Source organism: Pseudonocardia sp. C8 (assembly GCF_014267175.1).
Taxonomy (GTDB): domain Bacteria; phylum Actinomycetota; class Actinomycetes; order Mycobacteriales; family Pseudonocardiaceae; genus Pseudonocardia.
The window spans coordinates 4,098,505-4,124,651 of the sequence record NZ_JACMTR010000002.1 but is presented as its reverse complement, the minus strand read 5'-3'; the positions used below and the strand labels follow the sequence as shown (position 1 = coordinate 4,124,651).

The 26,147-nt window shown below is 75.3% G+C and carries 22 protein-coding genes; 15 read left to right on the top strand and 7 right to left on the bottom strand.

Annotated elements, in window-relative coordinates; genetic code table 11:
- Positions 1 to 11: 11 nt before the first annotated feature.
- Entirely contained in the window at positions 12 to 506 is a 495-nt protein-coding gene (locus tag H7X46_RS19655; protein ID WP_186360794.1) for a GNAT family N-acetyltransferase, read from the top strand.
- Here the strand turns inward: H7X46_RS19655 and H7X46_RS19650 are convergent.
- On the bottom strand, positions 503 to 1,309 hold the full coding sequence (locus H7X46_RS19650; protein WP_186360793.1) for a MerR family transcriptional regulator: 807 nt from the start codon (positions 1,307 to 1,309) through the stop codon (positions 503 to 505). The genes H7X46_RS19655 and H7X46_RS19650 overlap by 4 nt on opposite strands.
- A gap of 88 nt (positions 1,310 to 1,397) precedes the next feature.
- Between H7X46_RS19650 and H7X46_RS19645 the strand changes: the two genes are divergently transcribed.
- A complete protein-coding gene (locus tag H7X46_RS19645; RefSeq protein WP_186360792.1) occupies positions 1,398 to 2,456 on the top strand; it encodes a ferredoxin reductase in 1,059 nt (352 codons plus the stop codon).
- A 40-nt stretch (positions 2,457 to 2,496) separates the two neighbouring features.
- A complete protein-coding gene (locus H7X46_RS19640; RefSeq protein ID WP_186360791.1) occupies positions 2,497 to 3,681 on the top strand; it encodes a fatty acid desaturase in 1,185 nt (394 codons plus the stop codon).
- 49 nt (positions 3,682 to 3,730) lie between these two features.
- Here the strand turns inward: H7X46_RS19640 and H7X46_RS19635 are convergent, their stop codons facing one another.
- Positions 3,731 to 4,111: a nuclear transport factor 2 family protein gene (locus tag H7X46_RS19635; protein WP_186360790.1), complete on the bottom strand. Its 381-nt coding sequence runs from the start codon at positions 4,109 to 4,111 to the stop codon at positions 3,731 to 3,733.
- A 121-nt stretch (positions 4,112 to 4,232) separates the two neighbouring features.
- Between H7X46_RS19635 and H7X46_RS19630 the strand changes: the two genes are divergently transcribed.
- The 10 genes from H7X46_RS19630 (at position 4,233) to H7X46_RS19585 (ending at position 17,181) form a co-directional block, all read left to right on the top strand.
- Entirely contained in the window at positions 4,233 to 5,033 is an 801-nt protein-coding gene (locus H7X46_RS19630) for a helix-turn-helix domain-containing protein (protein WP_370588866.1), read from the top strand.
- 51 nt (positions 5,034 to 5,084) lie between these two features.
- Positions 5,085 to 7,058, top strand: coding sequence for a TIGR03960 family B12-binding radical SAM protein (locus H7X46_RS19625; RefSeq protein ID WP_186360789.1), 1,974 nt, complete (start codon positions 5,085 to 5,087; stop codon positions 7,056 to 7,058).
- Complete coding sequence (locus H7X46_RS19620) at positions 7,051 to 7,599, top strand: N-acetyltransferase family protein (protein ID WP_370588865.1); 549 nt, start codon at positions 7,051 to 7,053, stop codon at positions 7,597 to 7,599. Before H7X46_RS19625 ends, H7X46_RS19620 begins: the two co-directional genes overlap by 8 nt.
- Positions 7,600 to 8,077: 478 nt before the next feature.
- Positions 8,078 to 8,884, top strand: coding sequence for a TIGR03936 family radical SAM-associated protein (locus tag H7X46_RS19615; protein WP_186360788.1), 807 nt, complete (start codon positions 8,078 to 8,080; stop codon positions 8,882 to 8,884).
- A 171-nt stretch (positions 8,885 to 9,055) separates the two neighbouring features.
- A complete protein-coding gene (locus tag H7X46_RS19610; RefSeq protein WP_186360787.1) occupies positions 9,056 to 12,481 on the top strand; it encodes a translation initiation factor IF-2 N-terminal domain-containing protein in 3,426 nt (1,141 codons plus the stop codon).
- Positions 12,482 to 12,639: 158 nt separating this feature from the next.
- Positions 12,640 to 12,945: a 50S ribosomal protein L21 gene (gene rplU, locus H7X46_RS19605; RefSeq protein ID WP_186360786.1), complete on the top strand. Its 306-nt coding sequence runs from the start codon at positions 12,640 to 12,642 to the stop codon at positions 12,943 to 12,945.
- A gap of 12 nt (positions 12,946 to 12,957) precedes the next feature.
- Complete coding sequence (gene rpmA / locus H7X46_RS19600) at positions 12,958 to 13,215, top strand: 50S ribosomal protein L27 (RefSeq protein ID WP_186360785.1); 258 nt, start codon at positions 12,958 to 12,960, stop codon at positions 13,213 to 13,215.
- A 99-nt stretch (positions 13,216 to 13,314) separates the two neighbouring features.
- Positions 13,315 to 14,814, top strand: coding sequence for a GTPase ObgE (gene obgE / locus H7X46_RS19595; RefSeq protein WP_186360784.1), 1,500 nt, complete (start codon positions 13,315 to 13,317; stop codon positions 14,812 to 14,814).
- The gene (gene proB, locus H7X46_RS19590) at positions 14,811 to 15,923 is read left to right on the top strand and encodes a glutamate 5-kinase (RefSeq protein ID WP_186360783.1); all 1,113 of its coding nucleotides are present in this window, start codon (positions 14,811 to 14,813) and stop codon (positions 15,921 to 15,923) included. Before obgE ends, proB begins: the two co-directional genes overlap by 4 nt.
- 43 nt (positions 15,924 to 15,966) lie before the next feature.
- The gene (locus H7X46_RS19585) at positions 15,967 to 17,181 is read left to right on the top strand and encodes a methyltransferase domain-containing protein (protein WP_186360782.1); all 1,215 of its coding nucleotides are present in this window, start codon (positions 15,967 to 15,969) and stop codon (positions 17,179 to 17,181) included.
- Between the two features lie 47 nt (positions 17,182 to 17,228).
- Here H7X46_RS19585 and H7X46_RS19580 read toward each other — a convergent pair whose 3' ends face one another.
- The 5 genes from H7X46_RS19580 to H7X46_RS19560 all read right to left on the bottom strand — a co-directional run bounded on the left by H7X46_RS19580 (position 17,229) and on the right by H7X46_RS19560 (position 24,255).
- Positions 17,229 to 17,765, bottom strand: coding sequence for a DUF4333 domain-containing protein (locus tag H7X46_RS19580; protein ID WP_186360781.1), 537 nt, complete (start codon positions 17,763 to 17,765; stop codon positions 17,229 to 17,231).
- Between the two features lie 114 nt (positions 17,766 to 17,879).
- Positions 17,880 to 20,717, bottom strand: coding sequence for an AfsR/SARP family transcriptional regulator (locus H7X46_RS19575; protein WP_186360780.1), 2,838 nt, complete (start codon positions 20,715 to 20,717; stop codon positions 17,880 to 17,882).
- A 129-nt stretch (positions 20,718 to 20,846) separates the two neighbouring features.
- Entirely contained in the window at positions 20,847 to 21,248 is a 402-nt protein-coding gene (locus H7X46_RS19570) for a nitroreductase/quinone reductase family protein (protein WP_186362779.1), read from the bottom strand.
- Between the two features lie 60 nt (positions 21,249 to 21,308).
- The gene (locus H7X46_RS19565; RefSeq protein ID WP_186360779.1) at positions 21,309 to 23,414 is read right to left on the bottom strand and encodes an ATP-dependent DNA helicase RecQ; all 2,106 of its coding nucleotides are present in this window, start codon (positions 23,412 to 23,414) and stop codon (positions 21,309 to 21,311) included.
- Between the two features lie 37 nt (positions 23,415 to 23,451).
- Entirely contained in the window at positions 23,452 to 24,255 is an 804-nt protein-coding gene (locus tag H7X46_RS19560) for a TetR/AcrR family transcriptional regulator (RefSeq protein WP_222131364.1), read from the bottom strand.
- 103 nt (positions 24,256 to 24,358) lie between these two features.
- Between H7X46_RS19560 and H7X46_RS19555 the strand changes: the two genes are divergently transcribed.
- Together H7X46_RS19555 and H7X46_RS19550 are read left to right on the top strand one after the other, a co-directional pair.
- Positions 24,359 to 25,330, top strand: a complete 972-nt coding sequence (locus H7X46_RS19555; protein WP_186360778.1) for an ATP-binding cassette domain-containing protein — start codon at positions 24,359 to 24,361, stop codon at positions 25,328 to 25,330.
- Positions 25,327 to 26,145 (top strand): ABC transporter permease, encoded by an 819-nt coding sequence (locus H7X46_RS19550; protein WP_370588864.1) that lies wholly within the window; start codon positions 25,327 to 25,329, stop codon positions 26,143 to 26,145. The genes H7X46_RS19555 and H7X46_RS19550 overlap by 4 nt, the downstream gene beginning before the upstream one ends.
- The last annotated feature ends 2 nt before the right edge of the window (positions 26,146 to 26,147 follow it).

Here is a 26,147-nt window from a genome sequence, read left to right as displayed (position 1 = left end):
AACCCGTCCCGGTGATCGTCCGCGCCGCGACCGAGGACGACGCCGACGCGATGGCGCGCGTGATCGCGGCCGTCGCGGAGGAGGGCACGATCGGGGCGGAGGCCCCGGTCGACGTGGACGCCCGGGCGCAGTGGTACCGCGACGCGTTCGCGAAGGCCGGCGCGGGTGGCCTGTGGGTCCTGGAGGACGACGGCGAGGTCGTCGGCACGGCCGGGGCGCAGGAGATGGGCGTGCCCGGGGTCCTCGGCCTGGGGATGGCGCTGCTCCCACGGGCGCGCGGCCGCGGTGGCGGGCGGGCCCTGCTCGACGCGATCGTCGAGCACGCGCGCACCGGCGGGATGCACAAGGTCGAGCTCGAGGTCTGGACGGACAACGCCCGCGCCATCGCCCTGTACGCCCGGGCCGGGTTCCAGGTCGAAGGGGTCCGGCGTAACCACTACCGCCGCCGGGACGGCTCCCTGCGCTCGACGCTGCTCATGGCCTACCTGATCGAGGAGCGCGGTTAGGCCTCGGCCGGGCCGTCGGAGCCGGCGTCGTCCGCGGGCGTCGTGGTGGGCCCGGCGCTGCTGGTCCGCACGTTCCGGACGATGTCGCGCCCGAACGTGACGTCGACCCGCTCGGCGACGGCGAGCTCCAGCACCGCGATCATGACCTCGCCGGAGATGCGGCGCATCCGCTCGATCGTCTCGTAGACCCGCGGCCACTGGTCGTCGGGCCGGCCGGACGCGTCGAAGGGCTGCCAGATCTCGCCGAGGAACAGGTCGACGTACAGCTTGGCGACGGCGTCGGCGTGCTTGCGGAGCTGCTCGACGACGTCGAGCGAGCGGTTGATCGGGATGCCGAGGCCGGTGAGCTCGGCGGCGGCGTTCATCAGCCGCGGGCTGATCTCCTCGTAGGTGTCCTCTCCGACCTCGCGGAGCAGGCCCATCTTCACACCGCGCTTGGCGAGCGACGGGTCGGTCGTCTCGTAGCGCTCGGCCAGCTCGGCCAGCCGGACCATCTGCCGGTCCTCGGGCGCGAACAGCTCCCGCACGGTGCGGATGAACTGCACGACCTGCTCGGTGGAGCCCCCGGTCGTGTCGAGCAGCTTCTTGATGGTGTCGAGCTTGACGCCCTCGTCCTGCAGGTCCTTGATCAGTTCGAGCCGGGCCGCGTGCTCCGGGCCGTAGTAGCCGGTCCGGGCCCTGACCTCCGGCGGCGGGATCAGCCCGCGGGACTGGTAGGCCCGGATGTTGCGCACGGTCACGCCGCTGGCCCTGGCCAGCTCGTCGATGGTCTGCCCGTCGCGGGTGTCGGTCCCGTCCACCATGACACGCACGCTAGCAGTAGTTGATGTGACACGACATACCGTGGGGGTGGACTTGCTATGTGACATCAAGTTGTGCAGAGTCGATGTCATGTTCCGATCCGCTCCGCCGGCGCCGTCCGGGCGCCGCCGCCTCCTCGACGCCGCGCGTGCCCTGACCACGCCGCTGCTCCCGGAGGACTTCCTGACCCTGGTCGACCCGCTGTGGTCGACGAGCTCGTTGCGCGGGCGGGTCGTCGCCCGCCGCCGCGAGACCGACCGGGCGGTGTCGGTGACGATCGAGCCCGGCCGGGCCTGGGCCGGGCACCGGGCCGGCCAGTACGTCGGCGTCGGGGTCGACGTCGACGGTGTCCGGTACCGGCGCAGCTACTCGCTGTCCGGGCCGGAGGGCTCCGAGCACCTGACCGTCACCGTCCAGGAGGTCCCGGGTGGTGTCGTGTCCACCCGGCTGGTCCGTGACCTCCCGATCGGCACGATCGTCGAGCTGGAGCAGGCGTCCGGGACGTTCACGCTGCCCGAACCGCTGCCGTCGAAGCTGCTGTTCGTGACCGCGGGCAGCGGCATCACACCGGTGATGAGCATGCTCCGCACCCTCGACCGGCGTGGCACCGTGCCGGACACGGTGCTCGTCCACAGCGCGCGCACCCCGGAGGACACGATCTTCGGCGCGGAGCTGGCCGGGCTCGCCGCCCGGCACCCGTCGCTGCGGGTCGTCACACGGCACAGCGCCGTCACCGGGCGGCTCGACCCGGCGAGCGTGGACGCGGCCGTGCCCGACCGGGCCGGGCGCGCGATCTACGCCTGCGGGCCGGCGGGACTGCTCGACGCCCTGACCGAGGCCTGGGACGGGGTCGTGGCCGAGCGGTTCACCCCGCCGGCCCGGGCTGCCGAGGGCACCGGCGGGACCGTCGACCTCGGCGGGTCCGCGGTCGAGGTGGCCCCCGGCCAGAGCCTGCTGGAGGCCGGCGAGGCCGCCGGCCGGATCATGCCCAGTGGCTGCCGGATGGGCATCTGCTTCGGCTGCGTGCTGCCGCTGCGCGAGGGCCGGGTCCGCGACCTGCGGACCGGCGAGGCGCACGGCGAGCCCGGCGACCTGGTGCAGACCTGCGTGAACTCCGCCTGCGGGACCGCCCGCATCGACCTGCCCTGACATCTCCCGACTTCTCCACACCGACCCGAGGAGGTCCACGATGACCGCCACGCTCGACACCCCCGCCACCGGCGCCGAGCCCGGCCCGGAGGAGACCGGTCGCGTACGGCAGCCTCAGCGCCCCGTCCTGGAGCTCGTCCCGTCCAGCCGCCGCGAGGACGTCGTCGCCACGACCGACCTGACCGCCGAGCAGATCGAGGAGCTCGGCCGCCGCCTGGACGCGATCCGGGACCGCGTCCTCGCCGAGCGCGGCGCCTCCGACGCCGCCTACATCCGCGACGTCATCCGCAAGCAGCGGGCGCTGGAGATCGGCGGCCGCGCGCTGCTGTTCGCCGGTGTCCTGCCGCCGGCCTGGATCGCCGGCACCGCCATGCTCTCGATCGCCAAGATCCTCGAGAACATGGAGATCGGGCACAACGTCATGCACGGCCAGTGGGACTGGATGCGCGATCCCAAGATCCACTCATCGACGTGGGAGTGGGACAACGTCTCGTCCTCGGCCGAGTGGAAGCACTCGCACAACTACATGCACCACACCTACACCAACGTCGTCGGCAAGGACCGCGACGTGGGCTACGGGATCCTGCGCCTGTCCGAGGAGCAGAAGTGGAACCCGTACTACCTGGGCAACCCGGTCTACAACTTCCTGCTGAGCCTGTTCTTCGAGTACGGCGTCGCCCTGCACGACCTGGAGGTCGAGAAGCTCGTCGCGGGGGAGAAGCCGTGGTCGCGGGTCTGGCAGCAGATCAAGTCGATCGGCCGCAAGGCCGGGCGGCAGATCCTCAAGGACTACGTGGCGTTCCCGGCGCTGGCCGGGCCGTTCTTCCTGCCCGTGCTGGCCGGCAACCTCACCGCGAACGTGGTGCGCAACGTCTGGTCGCACGCGGTGATCTTCTGCGGGCACTTCCCGACCGGTGCGGTCCAGTTCGGCGAGGAGCAGCTGGACGACGAGAGCCGCGGCGAGTGGTACGTCCGCCAGCTGCTCGGCTCGGCCAACCTCGACGGCGGCCGGTACTTCCACCTGATGACCGGCCAGCTGTCGTTCCAGATCGAGCACCACCTGTTCCCCGACCTGCCCAGCAACCGCTACGCCGAGATCGCCCCGGAGGTGCGGGCGCTGTGCGAGGAGTACGGCCTGGAGTACACGAGCGGGCCGCTGTGGAAGCAGTACCTGCAGGTGCTGGGCACGATCAACCGGCTGGCCCTGCCGAACGGCAAGCGCTGAGCACGTCCCGGTGGCCCGCCGGTCCGCGCCGGACCGGCGGGCCATGCGGTCACGCCGCGGGGACGGCGTCGAGGAAGCCGTGCACCTGGGTGATCCGGCCGTCGTCGCCGGCCACGACGACGTCGAACCCGATCACCGGCGGCTCGCCGCCCGCGGCCCAGGCCGCCGGCGGGGCGGCGCCCCAGCGGAACCGGGCCCGGTCGTGGTGCGCGTCGACGTCACCGAGCAGCCGGAACTCGAAGCCGGGCAGCTTCTCCTGGGCCACGGCGAGGAAGCCGTCGACGCCGTCGTGCCCGGTCACGTCGGCCATCGGGTCCACGTAGCGGCAGTCCGGGGCGAACAGCGCGGCCACGAGCTCCTTGCGGGCGCCTGCGTCGGTCTCGCCGAAGGCCGCGACGTAGCGGCGGGCCAGGATGGTGAAGTCGGTCATCGTCGTGCTCCCTCGTCGGGGTCGGTCGTCGGACACCGACGAGCCTGCGGTGTCACGGGAGCGGACGCGACGACCCGCGAGGTAATCGTTCCGGTGCGCGCCCCGGGCTACCGTGGCCGTCGTGACCAGCACGGACGTCCGCCCGGCGCGGAACGCGGGGCCGGGAGAGCTGCTCCGGTTCTGGCGGGCCCGGCGGCGGCGCAGCCAGATGGACCTCGCACTCGCCGCGGGCGTCTCACCCCGGCACCTGAGCTTCGTCGAGACCGGCCGGTCCGGGGCCAGCCGCGAGCTGCTCGGCGCGCTCGCCGAGGAGCTGGACCTCCCGCTCCGGGAACGCAACGCGCTGCTGCTCGCCGCCGGCTTCGCGCCGGCCTACGCCGAGCGCGAGCTCGACGACCCGGAACTCGCCCCGGTCCGGGAGGCCCTGGAACGCCTGGTCGACGCGCACGCCCCGTACCCGGCCCTGGTCGTGGACCGCTGGGGTGACGTCCGGATCGCGAACCCGGCGGCCGCGGGGTTGGTCGAGGGGCTCGACCCGGCCGCGCTCGGGCCGCCGCTGAACATCTACCGTGCCTGCCTGCACCCCGGCGGCCTCGCCCCGCGGATCCGGAACCTCGCTCAGTGGCGCGAGCACCTGCTGCACCGGCTGGAACGCCAGCTCCGGATGACCGCCGACCGGCGCCTCGGGGCGCTGCTCGCCGAGTGCCGCGGCTACCCGGCCCCCGCGGAGACGGCCCTCCCGGCGCCGGGATCGGACGTCCTGCTCCCGCTGCTGCTCGACACCCCGCGGGGGCCCCTGGCGTTCCACTCGACGATGACGACCTTCGGCGCCCCGCACGACGTCACCCTGGCCGAGCTGGCGCTGGAGACGTTCCTGCCCGCCGACGCCGCCACCCGCGCCGCCCTGCAGGAACGCGGTTAGCCGCACCACCCGGCCGGACGCCCGGATCGGACGGGGCTACCCTGGTGCAGCGTGGCACCCACCTCCGTCTTCCCCGCCCTGGAGCCGATCCTGCCCCGCGTCTCCAAGCCGGTGCAGTACGTCGGCGGTGAGGGGAACTCGCAGGTCAAGCCGTGGGAGTCCGCGGCCGTCCGGTGGGCACTGCTCTACCCGGACGCCTACGAGGTTGGCCTGCCCAACCAGGGCGTCCAGATCCTGTACGAGGTCCTCAACGAGCGGGACGACGCGCTGGCCGAGCGCTGCTACGCGGTCTGGCCGGACCTCGAGGCGCTGATGCGCGAGTCCGGCGTGCCCGCCTTCACCGTCGACGCCCACCGCCCGGTCGGCGCGTTCGACGTGCTCGGCGTGTCCTTCGCGACCGAGCTCGGCTACACGAACCTGCTCACCACCCTCGACCTGGCCGGCATCCCGCTGCACGCTCATCACCGCGACGAGAGCCACCCGGTGGTCGTCGCCGGCGGGCACGCCGCGTTCAACCCGGAGCCGGTCGCCGACTTCGTCGACGTCGCGGCGCTGGGTGACGGCGAGGAGGTCGTCGGTGACGTCACCGACGTCGTCAAGGCCTGGAAGGGCGAGGGCCGCCCCGGCGGGCGGCGCGAGCTGCTGCTCCGGCTGGCCGCGACCCCGGGCTGCTACGTGCCCTCGCTCTACCACGTGACCTACGGCGACGACGGCGCCATCGCGTCCGTGACCCCGGCCGACGAGCGGGTCCCGGCCACGGTCCAGAAACGCACGACCACCGAGCTCGACGACTGGCCCTACCCGCGCAAGCCGCTGGTCCCGCTGGCCGAGACGGTGCACGAGCGGGCCAGCGTGGAGATCTTCCGCGGCTGCACCCGCGGCTGCCGGTTCTGCCAGGCCGGGATGATCACCCGTCCGGTGCGGGAGCGCTCGCTGCGCGGGATCGGCGAGATGGTGGACGAGGCCGTGCGCGCCTCCGGGTTCGACGAGGTCGGCCTGCTGTCACTGTCGTCGGCCGACCACTCCGAGATCGCCGACATCACCAAGGGCCTCGCCGACCGCTACGAGGGGACCAACACCTCGCTGTCGCTGCCCTCGACCCGGGTCGACGCGTTCAACATCGACCTGGCCAACGAGATTTCCCGCAACGGGCGCCGCTCCGGGCTGACCTTCGCCCCCGAGGGCGGCTCCGAGCGGATCCGCCGGGTGATCAACAAGATGGTGTCCGAGGAGGACCTCATCCGCACCTGCGCGGAGGCGTTCTCGCAGGGTTGGCGGCAGGTGAAGCTCTACTTCATGTGCGGGCTGCCCACCGAGACCGACGAGGACGTCCTCGAGATCGCCGGGATGGCCTACCGGGTGATCGAGGCGGGGCGGAAGGCGTCCGGCCGCAACGACGTCCGCTGCACCATCTCGATCGGCGGGTTCGTGCCGAAGCCGCACACGCCGTTCCAGTGGGCGGCGCAGTGCCACCCGGAGGTCGTCGACTCGCGGCTGCGCAAGCTGCGCGAGGCCGTCAACACCGACCGGAAGATCGGCCGCAACATCGGCATGCGCTACCACGACGGCGAGCCCTCGCTGATCGAGGGACTGCTCGCCCGCGGCGACCGCCGGGTCGGCGCGGTGATCGAGAAGGTCTGGCGGGACGGCGGCCGGTTCGACGGCTGGTCCGAGCACTTCTCCTACCGGCGCTGGGTCGACTGCGCGGCGGAGGCGCTCGAACCGCTGGGTGTCGACCTCGACTGGTTCACCACCCGCGAGCGGGGTGGCGACGAGATCCTGCCGTGGGACCACCTGGACTCCGGCCTGGAGCGGGACTGGCTGTGGGAGGACTGGCAGGAGGCCCTCGACGGCCGCGAGCAGGACGACTGCCGCTGGACCCCGTGCTTCGACTGCGGGGTGTGCCCGTCCACCGGCACCGACATCGAGGTCGGTCCCAGCGGCACCACGCTGCTGCCCCTGACGGTGGTCAACCCGACGGCGTCCGCCACAGGATCGCTGCAGGGACCGGGCGCGGGTGACTGAGCAGAACGGACTGTCCTCGATCCCCGACCCCGGCGTCCTCGACGGCGACGCGGACTGGGAGCACGGCGGCCGGCGGCTGCGGGTCCGGGTCGCCGACGAGCGGGACGTCGCCGCGCTGGCCCGGCTGCGCCGGCAGTGGCTGGAGGAGCGGGCCGGGCGTGCGGTCGCCGACCCGGCGTTCGAGGAGGCGTTCGCGGCGTGGTGGCGGGTCGAGCAGCCCCGCCGCGCGTTCTGGGTCGCCGAGGCCGGCAGCGACCGGGCCGGCTGGACGCCGATCGGCTCGATCAACGTGCTGGAGACCGTGCAGATGCCCCGCCCGGGGGGACGCGGCGCCCGGACCGGGCAGGTCGGGAACGCGTTCGTGCTGGCGGCGTTCGCCGAGGCCGGGGTGCCGCGGGCGCTGCTGTCCGCGGTCGTCGCGCACGCCCGGGAGCGCGGGTACCGGCGGCTGATGCTGGCGCCGACGGCCGGCAGCGCCGCGTTCTACAAGCGGGCCGGGTTCCGGCCCGCCGGCGACACGCTGCTGGTGCTGGAGCCGTAGCGCGCGTCCGTCGGGCGCACGTTCTCGCCCCGAGGTGGGCGGAACTGTGCTGGTCGGGTTGCGGGCGCGGGTCGGCGTGCGCGTTGTCGCCCCGGCGGAGGCAGGAACGTGCTGATCGAGTCCGTGGCGGGGTCCGGGGCGCACGTTCTCGCCCCGAGGTGGGCGGAACTGTGCTGATCGAGTTGCGGGCGCCGGTCGGCGTGCACGTTATCGCCCCCACCGGGGCGAGATGGTGTTGATCGACTCGCGGGCGTTGGTCGGTGCGCACGCTGTCGCCCCGGCGGGGACCGGAACGCGCTGATCGACTCCCGGGAAGGGTGTTGCCGCACCCGTCGTCGGGCCGGCGGGGCGGATCCGTGCTGATCGAGTCGGAGGCGCGCGGCCGCCGCTCTTCTCCAGGTCCCGGGCGGCCTGCGCGAGCACGGCGGGCGTGCTCCCGAAGGCTTCGCGGTACCGGTCTGCTCCTAGACTCGGATCCATGGCGCGCGTGAAGGCGGGAGCGGCAGCGAACCCGGCACCTCCGACGGTGCAACGGGTACGCCTGCGGTTCGCCAAGCGCGGCCGGCTGCGCTTCCTGTCCCACCGCGACGTCGCCCGCAGCTTCGAGCGGGCGGTCCGCCGCGCCGGGGTCCCGGTGTCGCACTCGCACGGGTTCAGCCCGCACCCGCGGCTGTCCTGGGTCGGCGCCGCCCCCACCGGGGCGGCCAGCGAGGCCGAGTACGTCGAGATGGGGCTCACCCGCGAGGTCGACCCCGAGCTGGTGCGGGACGCGATGGACCGGGCCCTGCCCGACGGGCTGGACGTGCTGGAGGCCGCCGTCGCCGAACCACCCGCGCTGGCCGACCGGATCGACGCCGGACGGTGGCGCCTCGAGATCCGGGGCGTGCCCGGCGCCGACGTCGAGAAGGCGGTCGCCGAGCTGATGGCCCGGGACTCGGTGACCGTGATCCGGGTCACGCCATCGGGGCGCAAGGAGATCGACGTGCGGGCCGCGCTGGCCGCGCTGACGGTCGAACCGCAGGTGAGCGCCGACGCTGCGGCGGCAGCGGCGGGTTCCCCGGCTCAGGCTCCGGACTGTGCGATACTGACGGCGGTCGTTCGGCAGACGACACCGACCGTTCGACCCGACGACGTGCTGGGTGCACTTGCCGTTGTCGCAGACCTGGCGCCGCCGGTACCGGTGACGGCCACCCGGTTGGCGCAGGGCCTGCTCGACGACGGGGGTGACCTGGTGGACCCGCTCGGTGCGGCACCGGCGACCCGGGATCGCCCGGCCGGGTCCTGACACGGACGGCGCGAACGCCGCCGCCGGCACGCCGCCGAGCACCAGCCCGGAGATCCGGGACAGCGACACCAGATGTGCCGCACCGCGCACCCGCGCGAGCTGCGGAACGAGTACGCGCAAGGTCCCTGCGCGGCCGCCTCCTCCCGAGGCGCCCGGGGGCGAAGGAGCTGAATGTCCGTGAACGACGCGCCCGCCGGTGGCACCGGCGGGCTCTCCGGTGAGCCCGTCCCCACTCCGGACCTCCCGGAGAAGATCAGGGTGCATGCCCTGGCCAAGTTGGTCGGCCGCACCAGCAAGGACGTCCTGGGCGCCCTGGCGGGTCTCGGTTACGAGGTCCGCAGCGTGCAGTCCAACGTCACCCGGGTGATCGCCGAGCAGGTGGTCGCGGAGCTGGCCGAGCCCGCCGACGCGTCCGCGGCCGCCGCTGCGGCCCCGGAGGCCGCCGCTGCGGCCCCGGAGGCCACCGCTCCGGCCCCGGAGGCCACCGCGACCGAGGTCCCCGCGCCCGCCGGGCCCGCGCCGGCCGCGGGCGGCGCCCCGGCCGCGGACACCTCGCAGGCGGCACCCGCGCCCGCCGAGCGCCCGGCCGGGCTCGACCCGTTCGCCCCCGCGCCGGCGGCCCCCGACCCCGCGCCGAGCCCGGCACCCGCCGAGCAGGCCGCGCCCACCCCGGTGTTCGCGGTGCCGATGTTCCAGGCGCCGAGTGCGACCACCCCGGCCCCGGCGCGGCCCGCGGCCGAACCGGCCGCCGACGAGCCCGCCGACACCGGCAAGAAGGGCCGCAGGTCCCGCAAGAAGAAGCGCGACGACGAGGGCGAGACCGCAGGCGAGGCCCCGGCCCCCGAGGCGGCGGCCGACGACACCGACGACGACACCGACACGAGGGACGCCGCCGACTCCGGCGAGAGCGCCGACGACGACGAGGGCGGCGCCCGCCGCAGGCGCCGCCGTGGCCGCCGCGGCCGTGGTCGCGGCAAGGGCGGCGACGAGCAGGGCGAGAACGGGTACGACGAGTCCGACGACGAGTCCGAGGACAGCACCGCCGGCACCGACAGCACCGCCACCGAGGACTCCGACGACGAGGCCGGCTCCGACTCCGGGGCCACCGCGAGCGAGGACCAGGGGTCGGCCGGTTCCCGCCGCCGCCGTCGCCGCCGCCGTCGCGGGGGCTCCGAGGCCGAGGACCGCTCCGAGGACGACCCGCCGAACACCGTCACGAAGGTCCGCGAGGCCCGCACCGACGCGGCCGACGACGGCGTCCAGGCCGTCCGCGGCTCCACCCGGCTCGAGGCGAAGCGCCAGCGCCGCCGGGACGGCCGTGACGCGGGCCGCCGGCGCCCGCCGATCCTGTCCGAGGCCGAGTTCCTGGCCCGCCGCGAGTCGGTCGACCGGCAGATGGTGATCCGCCAGCTGGCCGACCGCACCGAGATCGGGGTGCTGGAGGACGGCGTCCTCGTCGAGCACTTCATGACCGGCGGCGGCTCCGGCAGCGCGAGCATGGTCGGCAACATCTACCTCGGCCGGGTGCAGAACGTGCTGCCGTCGATGGAGGCGGCGTTCGTCGACATCGGCCGCGGCCGCAACGCCGTCCTCTACGCCGGCGAGGTCAACTGGGACGCCGCCGGGCTCAACGGCAAGGCCCGCAAGATCGAGCAGGCGCTGTCGTCCGGCGACCAGGTCCTGGTGCAGGTCACCAAGGACCCGGTCGGTCACAAGGGTGCCCGGCTGACCACGCAGATCTCGCTCGCCGGCCGGTTCCTGGTCTACGTGCCCTCCGGCGGTGCCGCCGGGATCTCCCGCAAGCTGCCCGACACCGAGCGCAAGCGGCTCAAGGAGATGCTGAAGGAGATCGTCCCGTCCGAGGCCGGGGTGATCATCCGCACGGCGTCCGAGGGCGTCTCGCACGAGGCGCTGGAGCGCGACGTCCGCCGCCTGCAGGCGCAGTGGGAGGTCGTCAAGGAACGTTCCGAGAAGACCGGTCCGGGCGCGCCGAAGGCGCCGACGCTCCTGTACGAGGAGCCGGACATGCTGGTCAAGGTGGTCCGTGACCAGTTCAACGAGGACTTCTCGAAGCTGGTCGTGTCCGGCGCCGACGCCTGGGACACCGTCTCCGGCTACGTCGAGCACGTGGCGCCCGAGCTGACCGACCGGATGCACCGGCACACCGGGCCGTCCGACGTCTTCACCGAGCACCGGATCGACGAGCAGCTGCTCAAGGCGCTGGACCGCAAGGTCTGGCTGCCGTCCGGCGGCACGCTGGTGATCGACCGGACCGAGGCGATGACCGTCGTCGACGTCAACACCGGCAAGTTCACCGGCTCCGGCGGCAACCTCGAGGAGACCGTCACCCGGAACAACCTGGAGGCGGCGGAGGAGATCGTCCGCCAGCTCCGGCTCCGGGACATCGGCGGGATCATCGTCGTCGACTTCATCGACATGGTGCTGGAGGCCAACCGGGACCTGGTGCTGCGCCGGCTCACCGAGTGCCTCGCCCGGGACCGGACCCGCCACCAGGTCGCCGAGGTGACCTCGCTGGGCCTGGTGCAGCTGACCCGCAAGCGGGTCGGCGGCGGGCTGCTGGAGAACTTCTCCACGCCGTGCGAGCACTGCCGGGGCCGGGGCGTGATCGTCTCGACGGACCTGCCGGTGGAGCACTCCCACGGTGACGGCCGCGTGAGCGGCTCCGACGGCGGCAACGGCGACGGCGGGGGACGCCGCCGCAGGCGTCGTGGCGGCGGGGGCGGTGACTCCGGCGGCGGGGCGAACGGCAGCACCGGCTCCGACCGCAGCTCCGAGCGGAACGGGCAGGCCGACCGCAGCGTCGACACCAGCTCCGCGGTCGCCGGGGTCGCGGCGGTCGCCGCGGGCCGCAGCCTCCGGGGTGACGACGGCGCATCCGCCGGTTCCTCGGTCCCCAGCACCGGGGACAGCACCGTGGTCGACGCTGCGCCCGCGCCGGCCACGGACACCGAGGCCGGCCCCACCGCCGGGCCTGCTCCCGAGGGCGGCGCCGCCGCGCCCTCGCGGGAGGGCGGCGCCACCGCGCCGTCGCCGGAGCGCGGCGCCACCGCGCCGTCGGGGGAGCGCGGCGCCACCCCGGCACCCGTGGCGGAGAGCGGCACGACCGCACCGCCCACCCCGGACAGCCGCGCGACGCCCGCGCCGGCTCCGGCCGGGGACCGCGCCGCCGGCGACCGCGACACCCCGACCGCACCCACCCCGGGCGCGCCCGCGACCGCCGGTGACCGGGATGGCACGACCACCGCCGCCACCCCGGCCCCCGTCCCGGCCGCGCCGGACACCCCCGCGGCCGGCGACGCCCCGGCACCGCGCCGGCGCCGGGTCAGCCGCTCGGCGGGCGCCCCGCGCACGGCCGCCGAACCGGTCGTCATCACCACCCCGGCCCCGGCCGGGGAGGCCGCGACCGCCCCGGCGGCGCCGTCGGTCCCGGCCGCGTCGTCGGTTCCCGAGGCGGACCCGGCGGCGCCCGCCCCGGCCGTCCCCGAGCAGCCGGAGCCGTCCCCGGCCGTCGCCCGGCCCCGGCGCCGCCGCCGGGCGGCGTCCCGCCCGGCGGGCCCGCCCCAGGACGGGGGGTGAGTGCGGCCCCGGAAGCGGGGTCGCGTACCCTTGACCGACAGAAACCACGCCTCTGTGCTCGAAACTGGGGGCAGTGGTGTGCGCGCCGGGACCGGCGCGAGCTGTGAAGACCCGAGCGCGAACGAGCGCCCCCGATGTTCAGGAGTCGTGCGTCAGCGATGTACGCGATCGTCAAGACCGGCGGCAAGCAGTACAAGGTGGCCGTCGACGACGTGGTCACCGTCGAGAAGATCGACGGTGAGCCCGGCGCCGAGATCAGCCTGCCCGCCGTGCTGCTCGTCGACGGCGACCAGGTGACCACCGACGTGGACGGCCTCACCTCCGCGGTGACCGCCACGGTCGTCGAGCACACGAAGGGTCCGAAGATCCGGATCCACAAGTTCAAGAACAAGACCGGGTACCACAAGCGTCAGGGCCACCGCCAGCCGCTGACGAAGGTCCAGGTCACCGCGATCGGCAAGTAAGGAGCCCGCGTCATGGCACACAAGAAGGGTGCGTCCAGCTCCCGCAACGGTCGCGACTCCAACGCCCAGTACCTGGGCGTGAAGCGCTTCGGCGGCCAGACCGTCAAGGCCGGTGAGATCCTCATCCGCCAGCGCGGCACCAGCACCCACCCGGGTGTGAACGTCGGCCGGGGCAACGACGACACGCTGTTCGCCCTCGCCGCCGGCACCGTCCAGTTCGGTGTCAAGCGCGGCCGCAAGACCGTCAACATCGTGCCGGCCGAGGTCTGAGCGACCCGCGCCAGCACAGCCAGCGCCGACGGCGGGTCACCCCACGGGTGGCCCGCCGTTCGTCGTGTGGCGATCCGACATCGTAGGGAGGCACCGAGCATGTCCCGGTTCGTGGACCGCGTCGTGCTGCACGCGACCGCCGGAGCCGGGGGCAACGGCTGCGCCTCGGTGCACCGCGAGAAGTTCAAGCCGCTCGGCGGCCCCGACGGGGGCAACGGCGGCCGGGGCGGCTCGGTCGTCCTCGTCGTCGACGAGGGTGTGCACACGCTGCTCGACTACCACCACCGCCCGCACGCGACCGCGAAGAACGGCACGCAGGGCCAGGGCTCGTTCAAGAACGGCGCCAACGCGCCGGACCTGGAACTGCGCGTCCCGGACGGCACCGTGATCCTCGACGAGGACGGCGAGATCGTCGCCGACCTGGTCGGGGCGGGCACCCGGTTCGTCGCGGCGCAGGGTGGCCGGGGCGGGCTCGGCAACGCCGCGCTGGCCTCGACGGCGCGCAAGGCGCCCGGGTTCGCGCTGCTCGGCGAGCCCGGCGAGGAGGTGCACTACACCCTCGAGCTGCGGTCGCTGGCCGACGTCGGCCTGGTCGGCTTCCCCAGCGCGGGCAAGTCGTCGCTGGTCGCCGCGCTCTCCGCGGCCCGGCCGAAGATCGCCGACTACCCGTTCACCACGCTCGTGCCGCAGCTCGGCGTGGTCAGCGCCGGCGACGAGAGCTTCACCGTGGCCGACGTCCCCGGGCTGATCCCCGGCGCCGCCGGCGGGCGCGGCCTGGGCCTGGAGTTCCTGCGGCACATCGAGCGCTGCGCGGTGCTGGTCCACGTGGTCGACTGCGCCACCTTCGAGACCGAGCGGGACCCGGTCTCCGACATCGAGGCCCTGGAGACCGAGCTCGCGCACTACGCCGACCAGCTCGGCACCAGCGCGCTCGGGGAACGGCTCGACCAGCGGCCGCGGCTCGTCGCGCTCAACAAGATCGACGTCCCGGACGCCGCGGAGCTCGTCGACATGGTCCGCGACGACCTCACCGAGCGGTTCGGCTGGCCGGTCTTCCCGATCTCCACCGCGTCCCGGGCCGGGCTGCGGGAGCTGACGTTCGCGATGGCCGAGCGGGTCGCCGCGGCCCGGACCGCGCAGCCGGAGTCCGAGCCGGCCCGGACCGTCATCCGGCCGAAGGCGGTCGACGACTCCGGCTTCACCGTCGGGCCCGACCCCGAGCTCGAGGGCGGGTTCGTGGTGCGCGGCGAGCGCCCCGAGCGGTGGATCCGGCAGACCAACTTCGACAACGACGAGGCCGTCGGCTACCTGGCCGACCGGCTCGCCCGGCTCGGCGTCGAGGAGGAGCTGGCCAGGGCGGGCGCCGTCCCCGGCTGCCCGGTCACGATCGGCGACGTCACCTTCGACTGGGAGCCGTCCACCCCGGCCGGGGTCGCGGCGCTGCTCACCGGGCGCGGCACCGACGTCCGCCTGGAGACGAACGACCGGGTCGGCGCCGCCGACCGCAAGCGGGCCCGTGCCGCGCGCCGGGCCCACCTGTCGGACGCCGAGCTCGCGGCCGGGGCGCGGTACGCCTCGGACCGCGAGATCGAGGAGTGAGCACCCGCGCCGCGATCGGGGCGGCGCGCCGGGTCGTGGTGAAGGTCGGGTCGTCGTCGCTGACCAGCCTCACCGGCGGCCTCGACCCGGCCCGGCTCGACGCGCTGGTCGACGCGATGATGACCCGCCGGGAGGCGGGCAGCCAGGTGGTGCTCGTGTCCTCGGGCGCGATCGCGGCCGGGCTCGCCCCGCTCCAGCTCGGCAAGCGGCCCCGCGACCTCGCCACCCAGCAGGCCGCCGCCTCGGTCGGGCAGCTGCTGCTGGCGCACGCGTACTCGGCGTCGTTCGCCCGGTACGGGCAGGGCATCGGGCAGGTGCTGCTCACCGCCGACGACATGATCCGCCGGTCGCACTACCGCAACGCCCAGCGCACCCTGGAACGCCTGCTGCAGCTGGGGATGCTGCCGGTGGTGAACGAGAACGACACCGTGGCCACCGAGGAGATCCGGGTCGGCGACAACGACCGGCTCGCCGCGCTCGTCGCGCACATCGTCGGCGCGGACGCCCTCGTGCTGCTCTCCGACGTCGACGGCCTCTACGACGGTCACCCGCGCACCCCCGGGGCGTCGCTGGTCACCGAGGTGGACGATCCCGCCGAGCTGGCCGGGATCAGCGTCACCCGGCCCGGGTCGGGGCTCGGCACCGGCGGGATGGCCACCAAGGTCACGGCGGCGGCGATGGCGTCCGCGGCCGGGATCCCGGTGTTGCTCACCTCGGCGGAGGAGGCGGCCGCCGCGGTCGAGACCGGCGCGGAGGGACCGAAGGTCGGCACCGCGTTCCGGGCGTCCGGGCGGCGGATGAGCGCGCGCCGGTTCTGGCTGCGGCACGCCGCCGACGTCCGCGGGGCCCTGGACCTCGACGACGGCGCGGTGGAGGCCGTCCGGGCCAAGCGGCGGTCGCTGCTCGCCGCCGGCGTGCACGGGGTGTCCGGGGACTTCGTGGCCGGTGACGTCGTCGAGCTGCTCGCCCCGCACGGCCGGGCGATCGCCCGCGGCGTGGTGTCCTACGACGCCACCGAGCTGCCGTCGATGATCGGCCGCCGGACCCGGGAGCTGCCCCCCGAACAGCGGCGGGAGCTCGTCCACGCGGACGACCTCGTCCTGCTGTAGGTCCGGCTGGCGTCCGGCGCGCGGTAGCGCGAGGATGCCGGCCATGGCGACGGCGGAGCAGGCCCGGGAGCGGCTCGTCGCCGACCTGGTGCGGGACGGCCGCGTGCGCAGCCCGCGGGTCCGCGCGGCCATGGAGGCGGTGCCCCGGCACCTGTTCCTGCCGGGGCTCGACCCGGCGGCCGCCTACGCCGACGAGGCCGTCCCGATCAAGACCGACGGCGGCGTCACGGTCAGCTCGGTGTCCCAGCCCTCGATGGTGGCGATCATGCTGGAGCAGCTGGAGGCCGCACCGGGGCACCGGGTGCTGGAGATCGGCGCCGGCGCGGGGTGGAACGCCGGCCTGCTCGCGCACGTCGTCGGACCGGACGGGGCGGTGATCACCGTCGATATCGACGACGACCTCGTCGAGGGCACCCGGAAGAACCTCGCCGCGGCGGGCCTGGAGCGGGTCACCGCGGTCACCGCGGACGGCGCGGGCGGCTATCCCGCCGGGGCCCCCTACGATCGGATCGAGCTGACGGTCGGCGCGACCGCGATCCGCCCCGAGTGGGTCGCGCAGCTCGTGCCGGACGGGCGGCTGCTGCTGCCGCTGACGGTGCGCGGCAGCCAGCTGTCGATCGCGTTCACCCACACCGGCCCGGGCCTGCTGACCTCGACGTCCGTGCGGAGCTGCGCGTTCGTCCGGCTCCGGGGGGCGGGCGCCGACCCCGGACGGGACACGGTGCTGCCCGGTGGCGGCTGGACGGTGCAGCCGGCCTGCCGGGACGTGGCCGAGGGGGACGCCGGCCTGGAGGTGCTGGAACGGGCGCTGCACGAGCCGGGCCGGGACCGGGACGCACCGGTACCGGGCTCGGTGTCGGACCTGTGGGACGGGCTCGGGCTGTGGTGCGCGCTCGCGGACCCGCGCGTGGTCCGGCTGCTCGGCCCGGACGGCGGGTGCCTCGCGCGGTCGCTGTTCGGGCTGGCCGGGGTGCGGGCCGGGCTGGGCCTGGTGACCGAGGATGGCTGCGCGCTGCTGGTCGCCGACCCGCCCGCGACGATCCGGTCGTTCGGCCCGGGCGGGGACGGCGCGGCCGACCGGCTGGCCGCGCTCGCCGCGGGCTGGGTGCGGGCCGGGCGCCCGCACGCCGCGGACCTGCGGGTCGACGCCGTCGTCCCGGAACTGGCCGACGATCCTCCTCCGGTGCCGGACGGTGGCCGGGAGATCGTCGACGGCGCGGGCACCCGGCTGCGGATCGCGTGGGGGACCGGCCCCTGACCCGGCGCGGTCATCGCGACGACGTCGAGCGCGGCCGGGTGGTCGGCTCAGGCCTCCACGATCTCGAAGTCGACCTTGCCGCCGTTGATGCCGGTGACGGTCACCGCGACCGGGATGCCCTCGCCGGCGACGGTCACCGTGCAACCGACCTTCCCGCCGGTGGTCGGCGGGAGGTCGCCCTCGCACGCGGTCGCGTCGACCGGCAGGCCGGCCTGCCGGGCGAGCGACGAGGTCACCATGTCCTGCAGCAGCGCCTTCGGGACCGGCCGGGCCTCGGTGCTGATGTCGAACGACACGTCGTCGCCGTTCACCGCGGTCACCCGCACGACGGCGCCGACCGGCTGACCGCCGGTGCGGAACTCGCAGGTCTGGGTGGTGCCGACGGTCGCGTCGAGGTCAGTGGGGCAGTCCGCGGTGCCGCCGTCGATCGCGACGCCCTGGGCGCCGAGCTGGGTGACGATCTGGCTCTCCACGCTCTCGGCCGGCACCGAGTAGAACGTGCAGGCGGTGGTCGAGAGCAGTGTCGCGGTCGTCGCGGCGCCGATCATGGTCAGGCGGGTGATGGTGCGCAGGGCCGTGCTCACGGCGGTCCTCCTCGGACGGTGCCCGCCGGCCCGGTCGGCCGGAGGGCTGGTGGGAGGACTCTGCGCCGAGGCACTGGCAGCCGACTTGCACCGGCGCTTGCAACCGGGCCGGGGTCAGGCGCTCCGGTCCGCCGGCCGCAGCACCGCCGGGGCGCCGTCCAGCTCGGCGAGCACGGTCTCCACGGCGGCCCGCCCGCCGGCGACCCCCTCGCCGAACGCCCGGGCGAACCGCTCCGCCGGGTGCGGCCCCGCCTCCAGCGCGGCCCGGACCAGCGCCACGTTCCGATCGGAGTCCTGCGGGTCCATCTGCGCCGGCTGGAAGCCGACCTCCCCACCCACCGCCGAGACCGCACCGAGCAGCCGGGCACCCCGCTCGCCGTCACCGAACAGGCCCAGCGCACCGGCCAACGCGTGCAGCCCGACCAGCCACGACGTGACGTCCGGCTGGTCGCCGATCAGCCGGACGGTCGGCAGCGCCTCGGCGAGCGCCGCCGCGGCGTCACCGCGGTCCATGTACACCTTGGTCAGGTTCCAGCGGGCGGACCCCTCGGCGAACCCGTGCCCGCACGCCCGGGCGACCGCGGCGCTCGCCTCGAACCGCGCGATCGCCGTGGCGGGATCGCCGCCGAACCGGGCGAGCTGACCGAGCGCGGCCAGCGTCTCGGACTCGCCGGGGCCGTCCGCGGCGGCGCGCGCCACCGCGTGCGCCCGCTCGATGAACGCCGCCGCGGCGGCCGGGTCGGTCGCCGCGGCCAGGTACGCGCGGAACGCGAGCCCGCGCGCGACCTTCGTCGGGTGCAGCGCCGGGTCCATCCGCTCCAGCCCGGCGACGACGTCCGCGCCGGCCCCGGCGTGGTCGCCCGCGAGGTAGCGCAGCGGCCCGGCCGCGAAGTGGGCGAGCCCGAGGGCGGCCGGGTCGGCGTCCGGGCCGGCCGCCGCGAGCGCCGCGGACGTCCAGCCGATGCCCTCGGCGATCCGCCCGAAGCGGTACCAGTACCAGCCGAGCGCCCCGGCCAGGCGCAGCGCGTCGTCCACGGCCTCCGCAGAACCGTCGGCGAGCGCGGTGGCGAACGCCACCCGGACGTTCGGCTGCTCGGCCCGGACCCGGCCGAACCAGCGCGCCGCGTCGTGCCCCAGCCAGTTCCGGTCGGCCTCGGCGACGAGGTCGCGCACCCAGCGGCGGTGCCGGGCCGTGGCGTCCGGGCGGGCACCCTCGTCCAGCACCGTGCCGCCGAAGGCCCGCAGGGTCTCCAGCAGATCGAACCGGCGCGGGCCCGGGCCGGTGACGTCGACCCGAACCAGCGACTTCGCGACCAGGGCCGCGAGCTCGTCGCGGACCGGGCGCCCGGCGACGGCGGCCGCGGCGGTGGCGTCGAACCCGCCGGCGAACAGCGACACCCGCCCGAACAGGTCCCGCTGGGCCGCCGTCAACTCGTCGACCGACAGGGCCACGGTGCGCTGCAGGCTGCGGTGCCGGGCCGGCGCCGTCCGCGGGCCGCCGACGAGCAACCCGAACCGGTCGCCCAGGGCGTCGGCGATCTCCGGGACCGACAGCGTGCGGCTGCGGGCCGCCGCCAGCTCCACGGCCAGCGGCAGCCCGTCGAGGGCCGTGCACACCTCGGCGACCCGGGCGCGGTCGCCGGCGGTCGGGGTCCAGCCGGGCGCGGCCGCCCCGGCCCGCTCCAGGAACAGCGCCTCCGCGTCGGCCGGGGCCAGCGGGTCGAGCACGCGCAGGTGCTCGCCGGGCACCGCCACCGGTTCCCGGCTGGTCGCCAGGACCCGCAGCCCCGGGCAGGCCGGCAGCAGCACCGCGAGCAGGCCGGCGACGGCGTCGAGCACGTGCTCGCAGTTGTCGAGCACCAGCAGCGCCTCGGTGCCGGCGAGCGCGGCCGCCAGCGCGTCCGGTGCCTGCGCGGTGACCACTCCCGCGGTCTCGGCGACGACCGGGGCCAGCAGGTCCGCGCCGGTCACGGCGAGGTCGGCGAGCTCGGCCAGCCACACCGTCCCGGCCCGCTCCCGGGCGGCCGCGAGCGCCAGCCGGGTCTTGCCGACCCCACCCGGCCCGACGACGGTCACCAGCCGGTGCGCGTCCAGGCCGGCGGCCAGCCCGGCGAGGTCGGCGTCCCGCCCGAGCAGCGGCGTGAGCGGGGCCGGCAGCGCGCGGCGCGGGCGGGCGGCCGCCGGCACCGGCGCGTCGGCGGCCGGGGCGCGGTGCAGCAGCGCCGGGTCGTGGGCGAGCACGGCCCGCTCGGTCTCCCGCAGGCCGGGCCCGGGATCGACGCCGAGCTCCTCGGCGAGGGTGGCCCGGGCGGTGCGCAGCACGGCGAGCGCGTCGGCCTGCCGGCCGGCCCGGTAGAGGGCGCGGGCGCGCAGCTCCCAGCCGCGCTCGCGCAGCGGGTGCTCCCGGGTCAGCGCCTCCAGCTCACCGAGGAGGGCGGCGTCCGCGCCGGTGGCGAGCCCGGCCGCGGCCCGGTCCTCCCGGACACCGGTGCGCAGCTCGTCCATCGCCGCCGTCTCGGCCTGCAGGAACGCCCGGCCGTCGAGATCGGCGAACGGGGCACCGGTCGCGGCCGCGGCGGCCCGGTCCAGCAGCGTGAGCGCCTCGTGCGGCCGCTGCGCGGCGAGCGCCGCGGCGCCGCGGGCGGCCAGGTCGCGCAGCGCCCAGGCGTCGACCCGGTCCGGGGGCAGCGCGAGCGCGTACCCGGTGTCGTCCCGGACGAGCACGGTGGCGGCGCTCCGGGCGGACCGTTCCGGTTCCAGGACGCCGCGCAGCCGCGCGACGTAGGTGTGCAGCGCCTGCCGGGCCGCCGGTGGCGGGACGCCGTCCCAGGCGGCGTCGATGAGGGCGTCCTCGCCGACCGGGCGCCCGCCGGCGACGACGAGCGCGGCCACCAGGGAGCGCGGGAGCGGCCCGCCCAGGGCGAGCGGCTCGCCGTCGCGGGTGGCCCGCACGCCGCCGAACACGGAGATGTGCAGGCCGGACCCGGCGCTCAGCGCGGAACTCCGGTCCTCGGCACGGCGATCACCCTAGGATCCGGGTACCGCCCAGGAGAATCATCGATCCTGAGGATGCGGAGCCGGTCAGGCCGGCTCGAGGTGCACCAGCGGGATCTCGCGGGTGGTGCTGCGCTGGTAGCCGGCGTAGTTGCGGTACCGCCCGGCGATCTGCGGCCACAGCCGCGCGCGTTCCTGCGGGTCCGCGACCCGGGCCCGCATCGGCACCGCCGGCCCGCCCTGCACCGCCACCCGCACGTCCGGGTTCGCCCGCAGGTTGAGGAACCAGGCGGGGTGCCGGTCGTCGCCGCCCCGGGAGGCGACGACGACGTAGCGCCCGTCGCCGTGCAGCGGTGCCGTGAGCAGCACGGTGCGCGGCTCGCCGGTCCGCCGGCCGGTCGTGGTCAGCTCGACGACCGGCATGCCGGCCGCCGAGTAGCCGACCTTCCCGCGGGTGAGGGTGATCAGGAGCCGGTGGGCGGCGTTCATCGCCTTCAGCACGACGTCCGGTGGGTTCACACCCTGATCGTACTTGTCGGTAACGTCGCGTCAGCCGGCGATCGCCAGCGTCATCGGCAGCACCTCCGTAGCCCCGGCCCGCCGGACCGCCCGCGCCGCCACCGTCATCGTCCAGCCGGAGTCGACCAGGTCGTCGACGAGCAGCACCGGGCCGCCGACCCCGGACAGGTCCGGCAGGGCCGCGGTGTCCAGGCCCTCCCACACCGCCGCGAGCCGCTGCGCCGAGTTCTCCCGGGCCCCCGGCCGCTCGCCGGCCGGCGGCAGCGTGCCGAGCAGCGGCAACCGGCCGATCCCGGCGATCCGGGCGGCCAGGTGTTCCAGCTGGTGGGGGCGGGTGCGCGAGCCGATCCCGACCACGCCGACCGGGCGCCGCTCCCAGCCCCACCCGGCCAGCACCCGCACCACCGCGTCGAGCACGTCCGCCGGGACCGGCTCGTCGGGCCCGGCCAGCAGCTCGCGCAGCCGGGTGCCCCAGCCGATGTCGGACAGCCGCCCGATCGCCCGGCCGGGCGCGGCCTGCTCGGCCGGCGGGATCTTCCCGGAGAGCGGGACGCCGATCTCCTTCATGCCGGCCGGCCACATCTTCCGCGGCGCGATCTCGATCCCGGGCCGGGACAGCCGCTCCTGCGCGGCCTGCTCGCCGTCGGCGGGCACCTCGCCGGACCAGACGGTGCCGGTGCAGGTGTCGCAGCGCCCGCACGGCGTCGGGTCGGGATCGTCGAGCTGGCGGCGCAGGAACACCAGCCGGCACTCGGTCGTCGCGATGTAGTCGAGCATCGCCCGCTGCTCGGCCTTGCGTGCCTCGTTCACCCGCTGGTGCCGCTCGGTGTCGTAGACCCAGTCCGCCCCGGTCGCGATCCAGCCACCCTTGACCCGCTTCGCCGCGCCGTCGGCGTCGAGCACCTTGAGCAGCATCTCCAGCCGGGTCCGGGACAGGTCCACCTGCGTCTCGATCGCGGCCGTGGAGCGGGGCTGCTCGGACAGGACCGCCAGGGTCTGGCGGACCAGCGGCTCCGGCGGGAACGCCAGCGACGCGAAGTACGCCCAGATGTCCCGGTCCTCCCGGCCGGGCAGCAGCACCACCTCGGCGCGGTCGAGCGCGCGCCCGGCCCGCCCGATCTGCTGGTAGTACGCCACCGGTGAGGCGGGCGCGCCCAGGTGCACGACGAACCCGAGGTCGGGCTTGTCGAAGCCCATGCCCAGCGCGGACGTCGCCACCAGGGCCTTCACCCGGTTCTCGAGCAGGTCCGACTCGGCCGCCAGCCGCTCCTCCGGGTCGGTCTTCCCCGAGTAGGACCGCACCGCGAACCCGCGCTCGCGCAGGAACTCGGCCACCTCCTCGGCGGCCTGCACGGTCAGCATGTACACGATCCCCGCGCCGGGCAGCTCGCCGAGCTTCGCGGCCAGCCAGGCCAGCCGCCGGGCCGGGGTGGGCAGCTGCACCACGGCCAGCCGCAGCGACTCGCGGTCCAGCGACCCGCGCAGGACCAGCGTGTCGCCCCCGGTCCCCATGCCGAGCTGCTCGGAGACGTCGGTGACCACCCGGTCGTTCGCCGTCGCCGTCGTCGCCAGCACCGGGATGCCTGGCGGCAGCTCGGCGATCAGCGTGCGCAACCGCCGGTAGTCCGGGCGGAAGTCGTGGCCCCAGTCCGACACGCAGTGCGCCTCGTCGACCACCAGCATCCCGGCGGTCGCGGCGAGCTTCGGCAGGACCCGGTCCCGGAAGTCGGGGTTGTTGAGCCGCTCGGGGGAGACCAGCAGGACGTCGACGTCGCCGTTGGCGATGTCGGCGTACACCGCGTCCCACTCGTCGGCGTTCGCCGAGTTCACCGTGACGGCCACGATCCCGGACCGGATCGCCGCGTCGATCTGGTTGCGCATCAGCGCCAGCAGCGGGGACACGATCACCGTGGGCCCCGCGCCCTGCTCGCGCAGCAACGCGGTCGCCACGAAGTAGACCGCGGACTTGCCCCAGCCGGTGCGCTGCACGACCAGCGCCCGCCGGTGCTGCGCGACGAGGGCCTCGATCGCCGTCCACTGGTCCTCGCGCAGCCGGGCGCCCTCGCCTGCGAGCTGTTCCAGGACGGCCTCGGCGCGGTCACGCAGGTCTGTCGATGCGGTGGTCACGTCCACCATGGTGGCGCCGACCCCCGACAGCCTCGCGGGGACCCGGTCAGCTCGTGCGGCGGCGCACGTACGCCTCGATGCCGTCGAGCACGATCCCGAGCCCGAAGTCGATGTCGGCGTCGACGTCGCGTGCGCCGCCGGGGGACGGGCCGGTGCCGGCCAGTGCCGCCGCCATCTCCGGGTAGTCCCCGGGGGCGGCGAGGTGGCGTAGCACCGCCTCGAAGTCGTGCATGGGGTTCGCCGCGTCGAGATCCGCCGGGTCCAGCTCGGACTCCGGGGTGTCGACCGGCAGCCCCCGGGTGCGGCGCACGTCGGTGGCCGCCGCCCGCGCGGCCTCGGACTGCACCCGGGCCTCGGCGAGCACGTGCTGGGCGAGCAACCCGATGATCGCCAGCTTCTCCTCGCCGGTCAGATCGACCCCCCGCAGCAGCGCGAACGCCTCCTCCATCCACCGCATCCGGTGCGGGCCGGGCGGCAGGACGGCCAGCGGGAGTTCCAGGAACCACGGCCGGGCGAGGACCCCCTCGATCTGGGCGCGGGTCCACGCCTCCAGCCCGGAGCGCCAGTCGCCGGCGTGCTCGGGCATCGCCAGCTCCGCGGCGAGATGGTCGGCCAGCAGGGCCAGCAGCTCGTCCTTGCTCGCGACGTGCCGGTAGAGCGCCATCGCCGAGAAGCCCAGGGACTCCGCGACCCGGGCCATCGACACCGCGCCCAGCCCCTCGGCGTCGGCGAGGTCCGCGGCCGCCGTCACGATCTGCTGCACGCTCAGGGACGGCTTCGGCCCGCGCCGGGGCCGGTCGGTTCGCCCCCACAGCCGTCGCAGGGTCGACGGCACCTCCTGCTCGCCCATGTCGCCCATCCTCCCGCGGCCGGTTCGCCGCGGATCCACCGTGTCCGTCGTACGCTGTTGATGCTATAAACAGTTTTCAGCATAAGCAGTAGGAGGAACCGAGATGGACGAACCCGTGGTGCTGGTACGGGGCCTGTGCAAGAGCTACGGCGGTGCCCGCCGCCCCGTCCGGGTGCTGGACGGCGTCGACCTGCGGCTCGAGCAGGGGGAGGTGCTGGCGCTGCTCGGGCCGAACGGGGCCGGGAAGACCACCACGGTCCGCGTTCTCAGCACGCTGACCCGGCCGGACGGCGGCAGCGTGCTCGTCGCCGGACACGACGTCGTCACCGAGGCCCGCCGGGTCCGTGAGGTCATCGGCCTCACCGGGCAGTACGCGGCGGTCGACGAGAAGCTGACCGGCCGGGAGAACCTGACGATGATGGCGCGGCTGGCGCACCTGCCCCGCCGCGCGGTCCGGCCCCGGGTCGACGAGCTGCTCGAGGGCTTCGAACTCACCGGTGCCGCCGGGCGGCAGCTGCGGACCTACTCGGGAGGGATGCACCGCCGGCTCGACCTGGCCGCCGGGCTGCTCCGGCACCCGAGGGTGCTGTTCCTCGACGAACCCACCACCGGCCTGGACCCGCGCAGCCGGCACGGGATGTGGGACGTCATCGCCCGCGTCGTCGCCGACGGCACCAGCCTGCTGCTCACCACCCAGTACCTGGAGGAGGCGGACCGGCTCGCCGACCGCGTCGCCATGATCGACGGTGGCCGGGTGGTCGCCGAGGGCACGCCCGCGCAGCTCAAGCGGGAGGTGGGTGACGCGAGCGTCGAGCTGACCTTCGCCGCGGTCACGGACGTGGCCCGGGTGGCGTCCGAGCTCGGCGTCGCCGCGCCCGCCGCACGGGAGATGCGGGTGCCCACCGACGGCTCGGTCGGGCACGTGCGACACATCCTGGCCGGCGTCGAGGCGGCCGGGGTCGTCCCCGAACACTGGCAGCTGCGCGCGCCCACCCTGGACGACGCGTTCCTGGCGCTGACCGGGCACGCCACCCGGGCGGCCGGCGACCGCGTGCCCGAGGAGGTGGCGGCGTGACCGCGACGACAGGAGATCCGCGACCGGTGTCCGGGTGGCTGCGGGTCGTGCCGGACACCATGACCATGACCGGCCGGGTGTTGCGGCTCGCCCGCCGCGATCCCGACGAGCTGCTCGTCGCGCTGCTCCTGCCGACGATGATCATGCTGATGTTCGTCTACGTCTTCGGCGGGGCGATCGAGGTCGGCACCGACTACCTGACCTACGCCACGCCGGGGGTGATCCTGCTCTGCGCCGGCTACGGGGCCTCCAGCACCGCGATCGCGCTGGTCCAGGACACCTCCGGCGGGATCATGGACCGGTTCCGGTCGATGCCGGTCACGGGCGCGACGGTGCTCGCCGGGCACGTGCTGGCGAGCGTGCTCAAGAACCTGGTGACGACGGCGATCGTGCTCGCGGTGGCGGCGGCGATCGGCTTCCGGCCGGACGCGGGTCCGCTCGGCTGGCTCGGGGCGGTCGGGGTGGTCACCGCCTACGTCGTGGCCATCACCTGCGTGGCGACCCTGGTCGGAGTCGTCGCCCGCACGCCCGCCGCGGCCGGGGGGCTGGGCTTCGTCATGCTGTTCCTGCCGTACGTCTCCAGCGCGTTCGTCCCGCCGGAGACGATGCCGGGCTGGCTGCACGGCGTCGCCGAGAACCAGCCGGTGACACCGGTGATCGAGACGGTCCGCGGCCTGCTGGTCGGTCTCGGACCGGACGGCGCCCCGGTCGGTGATCTCGGCCCGACGGCCGCGACCGCGCTCGCCTGGTGCGCGGGGATCGCCACCGTGTCGTCGGTGGCTGCCGCGTGGGTGTTCGCCCGCCGCGGCCGCTGAGG

Excerpts from the sequence above, each read along its gene's own strand:
- H7X46_RS19650 (WP_186360793.1), bottom strand. The coding sequence starts at position 1,309 with ATGGTGGACGGGACCGACACCCGCGACGGGCAGACCATCGACGAGCTG.
- H7X46_RS19645 (WP_186360792.1), top strand. The coding sequence starts at position 1,398 with ATGTTCCGATCCGCTCCGCCGGCGCCGTCCGGGCGCCGCCGCCTCCTC.
- H7X46_RS19640 (WP_186360791.1), top strand. The coding sequence starts at position 2,497 with ATGACCGCCACGCTCGACACCCCCGCCACCGGCGCCGAGCCCGGCCCG.
- H7X46_RS19635 (WP_186360790.1), bottom strand. The coding sequence starts at position 4,111 with ATGACCGACTTCACCATCCTGGCCCGCCGCTACGTCGCGGCCTTCGGC.
- H7X46_RS19615 (WP_186360788.1), top strand. The coding sequence starts at position 8,078 with ATGGCGCGCGTGAAGGCGGGAGCGGCAGCGAACCCGGCACCTCCGACG.
- H7X46_RS19610 (WP_186360787.1), top strand. The coding sequence starts at position 9,056 with ATGTCCGTGAACGACGCGCCCGCCGGTGGCACCGGCGGGCTCTCCGGT.
- rplU (WP_186360786.1), top strand. The coding sequence starts at position 12,640 with ATGTACGCGATCGTCAAGACCGGCGGCAAGCAGTACAAGGTGGCCGTC.
- rpmA (WP_186360785.1), top strand. The coding sequence starts at position 12,958 with ATGGCACACAAGAAGGGTGCGTCCAGCTCCCGCAACGGTCGCGACTCC.
- obgE (WP_186360784.1), top strand. The coding sequence starts at position 13,315 with ATGTCCCGGTTCGTGGACCGCGTCGTGCTGCACGCGACCGCCGGAGCC.
- H7X46_RS19585 (WP_186360782.1), top strand. The coding sequence starts at position 15,967 with ATGGCGACGGCGGAGCAGGCCCGGGAGCGGCTCGTCGCCGACCTGGTG.
- H7X46_RS19570 (WP_186362779.1), bottom strand. The coding sequence starts at position 21,248 with ATGAACGCCGCCCACCGGCTCCTGATCACCCTCACCCGCGGGAAGGTC.
- H7X46_RS19565 (WP_186360779.1), bottom strand. The coding sequence starts at position 23,414 with ATGGTGGACGTGACCACCGCATCGACAGACCTGCGTGACCGCGCCGAG.
- H7X46_RS19560 (WP_222131364.1), bottom strand. The coding sequence starts at position 24,255 with ATGGGCGAGCAGGAGGTGCCGTCGACCCTGCGACGGCTGTGGGGGCGA.
- H7X46_RS19555 (WP_186360778.1), top strand. The coding sequence starts at position 24,359 with ATGGACGAACCCGTGGTGCTGGTACGGGGCCTGTGCAAGAGCTACGGC.